3 protein-coding genes are annotated in these 3,272 nt (G+C 71.4%); all 3 read right to left on the reverse strand.

What is annotated here, in order from left to right:
- The coding region (locus tag Q0112_RS12875; protein WP_297975910.1) for an ABC transporter ATP-binding protein at nt 1–768 on the reverse strand (768 nt) is incomplete at its 3' end.
- Nucleotides 769–853: 85 nt separating this feature from the next.
- Nucleotides 854–1,900, reverse strand: a complete 1,047-nt coding sequence (locus Q0112_RS12880; protein ID WP_297975912.1) for an ABC transporter substrate-binding protein — start codon at nt 1,898–1,900, stop codon at nt 854–856.
- Between the two features lie 43 nt (nt 1,901–1,943).
- Nucleotides 1,944–3,272, reverse strand: a 1,329-nt coding sequence (locus Q0112_RS12885; RefSeq protein WP_297975914.1) for an aspartate aminotransferase family protein, incomplete at its 5' end; no start/stop codon positions are given.

Genomic DNA, 3,272 nt, shown 5'->3' on the forward strand with positions numbered 1-3,272 from the left:
GACCGAGGCGAGCCGCCCGTCGTCGGAGCGGACGGTGCCGGCGAGGAGGTTCGTCTCGCCGATGAACTCGGCGACGAAGCGCGTCGCCGGCCGGTCGTAGATCTCGCGCGGGGTGCCGACCTGCTCGATCCGGCCGCGGTCGAAGACCGCGATGCGGTCCGACATGGTCAGCGCCTCGGACTGGTCGTGCGTCACGAAGACGATGGTGAGCCCGAGCCGCCGGTGCAGCGCGCGGATGTCGAGCTGCATCTGCTCGCGGAGCTGCTTGTCGAGCGCCCCGAGCGGCTCGTCCATCAGCACGAGCGCCGGCTCGAAGACGAGCGCGCGGGCGAGCGCGACGCGCTGCTGCTGGCCGCCCGAGAGCTGGTGCGGATGCCGCTCGGCGAGCGCGCCGAGCTGCACCATGTCGAGCGCGCGCCGCACCCGCTCGGCGATCTCGCCCCGGGCGGCCCCGCGCATCTCGAGCGGGAAGGCGACGTTGCCGGCCACGGTCATGTGCGGGAAGAGCGCATAGCTCTGGAAGACGACGCCCATGTCGCGGCGGTAGGGCGGCAGGGCGTCGATGCGCCGCCCGTCGAGGAGGATCGCGCCCGAGGTCACGTCCTCGAAGCCCGCGAGCATCATCAGGAGCGTCGTCTTGCCCGAGCCCGAGGGCCCGAGCAGGCTGATGAACTCGCCGGCCTCGATCGTCAGCGAGAGATCCTCGATGACCCGGAAGTTGCCGTAGGCCTTGGCGACCTGGTCGAAGGTGATCCGCGGGTTGGTCACGAATGCCCCGTGGGTGATGGGTGCATCTGCGCGGGCGGGCCGGGAGCCGCCGCGGCGCGCGGGAGGCGCCGCGGCGGCGCGGGGGCTACTGGGCGAGCCAGGCGTTGAACCGCTCGGTCAGCTCCTCCGAATTGTCGATCCAGAAGTCGACGTCGAGCGGCAGCGCGTGCTCGAGGTTCGCCGGGTTGGTCGGCAGGTCGGCCTGCAGCTCGGCCGGGACGGCGGCGGCCGCCGCCTTCTGCGGCAGGCCGTAGGCGACGAACTCCGGCAGCCGCGCCTGGTGCTCGGGCTGGCTGGCGAAGGCGATGAACTCGACGCCCCGGTCCCTGTTCTCGGCCCCGGCGAGGATCACCCAGCTGTCGACGGCATAGATGCTGCCCGGCCAGACCACCTTGAAGGCCTTGCCCTCGGCGCGGTTGATGCCGGTGATGCGGCCGTTGTAGGCCGAGGTCATGGCGACCTCGCCCGAGGCGAGCAGCTGCAGCGGCTGGGCGCCCGCCTCCCACCAGATGAGGTCGCCCTTCAGCGCGTCGAGCTTGGCGAAGGCGCGGTCGATGCCCTCGGGCGTCGAGAGCACCGAATAGACCTCCTCGGCCGGCACGCCGTCGGCGAGGAGGGCGAACTCGAGCGTGTACTTCGGCCCCTTGCGCAGCGCCCGCTTGCCGGGGAACTTCTCCGTGTCCCAGAAGTCGGCCCAGGACTGCGGCCCCTCGGCGATCCGCGCGCTGTCGTAGGCGATGGCGGTCGACCAGACGATGGCGCCGACGCCGCACTCGTGCACGGCGGACGGCAGGAAGGCGTCCTCGCCGCCGAACTGCGACCAGTCGAGCTTCTCGAAGAGGCCGTCGGCGCAGCCGAGCGCCAGCTCCTCCGCCTCGACCTGCACCACGTCCCAGTTCGGGTTGCCGGCCTTCACCTTGGCCTGCAGCACGCCGATGCCGCCGTCCCAGGATTCGTCGAGCACCGGCTGGCCGGTCGCCTCGGCGAAGGGCTTGAAGAAGATCTCCCGCTGGGCGTCCTGGTAGGTGCCGCCCCAGGACACGACCGTAAGGTCGCGCGCCGCCGCCGTGCCGGCTGCGGCGATCGCGGCGAAGGCGCAGAGCGCGCCGGCGATCCATCGAGACGTCTTCATGTTAGCTCCCCCCTGTGGTGGCTGTCGGTTCTGCTTGTTGTTCTCAGGATGTTGCGTCGAGCGTCAGCTCCTTCGCAACCCTGTCGAGCGCCCCCGCGACGCGCCCGAGCAGATCGTCGACCTCGGCCTCGCCGATGATGAGCGGCGGGCAGAAGGCGAGCGCGTCGCCCATGTTGCGGCCGATGACGCCGGCGGCCTGCAGCTCGGCGTTCGCGAGCGCCCCGAGCTGGCCGGGCGCGCCGAGCGCCGTCTTCGCCGCCTTGTCGGTGACGAGCTCGACCGCGGCGATGAGCCCGACCCCGCGCACCTCGCCGACGAGCGGGTGGCCCTCGAGCGCCTTCAGCCCCGCCCGCAGCCGCGCGCCGACGGCGGCGGCATGCTCGACGAGGCCGCGCTCCTCGATGACGGCGATCGATTCGAGGGCGACGGCGGCGGCGACCGGGTGGCCGCCGGCGGTGAAGCCGTGCCCGAGCGTCCCGATCCGGTCGCTCTCCTCGATCACCGGCCCGATGACCTTCTCGTTGGCGAGCAGCGCCGAGATCGGCAGGTAGGAGGAGGAGAGCGCCTTCGAGAGCACCATGATGTCGGGCCGGATGTCGAAGGTCTCGCAGCCGAACATGCGCCCGGTGCGGCCGAAGCCGCAGATCACCTCGTCGGCGACGAGCAGGATGTCGTACTTCCGGAGCACCGCCTGGATCTTCGCCCAGTAGGTGGGCGGCGGCACGATCACCCCGCCGGCGCCCGGCACCGGCTCGCCGAAGAAGGCGGCGATCGTCTCCGGCCCCTCGGCGAGGATGAGCGCCTCGAGCTCCTCGGCGCGGCGGGTGGCGAATTCCTCCTCGCTCTCGCCGGGAAGCGCGTCGCGCCAGAAGTGCGGGCTGCCGGTCCTGAGCACGCCCGCGATCGGCAGGTCGAACGAGCGGTGGTTGTTGGGCAGCCCGGTCAGGCTCGCCGAAGCGATGGTGACCCCGTGATAGCCGCGCTCGCGGGCGATCACCTTCTTGCGCTCCGGCTGGCCGAGGGCGTTCGAGCGGTACCAGATGAGCTTCAGCGCGGTGTCGTTCGCCTCCGAGCCCGAGTTGGTGAAGAAGGCCTTGCTCATCGGCACCGGCGCCATCGAGACGAGCTTCTCGGCCAGGTCGATCACCGGCCCGTGCGACTTGTGGCTGAAGTCGTGGTAGTAGGGCAGCTTGCGCATCTGCCGGGTGGCGGCGTCGATCAGCCGCTCCTCGCTGAAGCCGACCGCGACGCTCCAGAGGCCGGCCATAGCCTCGATATACTGCCGCCCGGCGTTGTCGTAGACATGCACCCCCTCGCCGCGCTCGATGACCAGCGGCCCGACCTCGAGGTGCTTCCTGGCGTTGGTATAGGC

Source organism: uncultured Amaricoccus sp. (assembly GCF_937858865.1).
GTDB lineage: Bacteria > Pseudomonadota > Alphaproteobacteria > Rhodobacterales > Rhodobacteraceae > Amaricoccus.

What these genes read in the sequence shown, in the direction of transcription:
- Q0112_RS12880 (WP_297975912.1), bottom strand. Translation starts at nt 1,900, where the DNA reads ATGAAGACGTCTCGATGGATCGCCGGCGCGCTCTGCGCCTTCGCCGCG.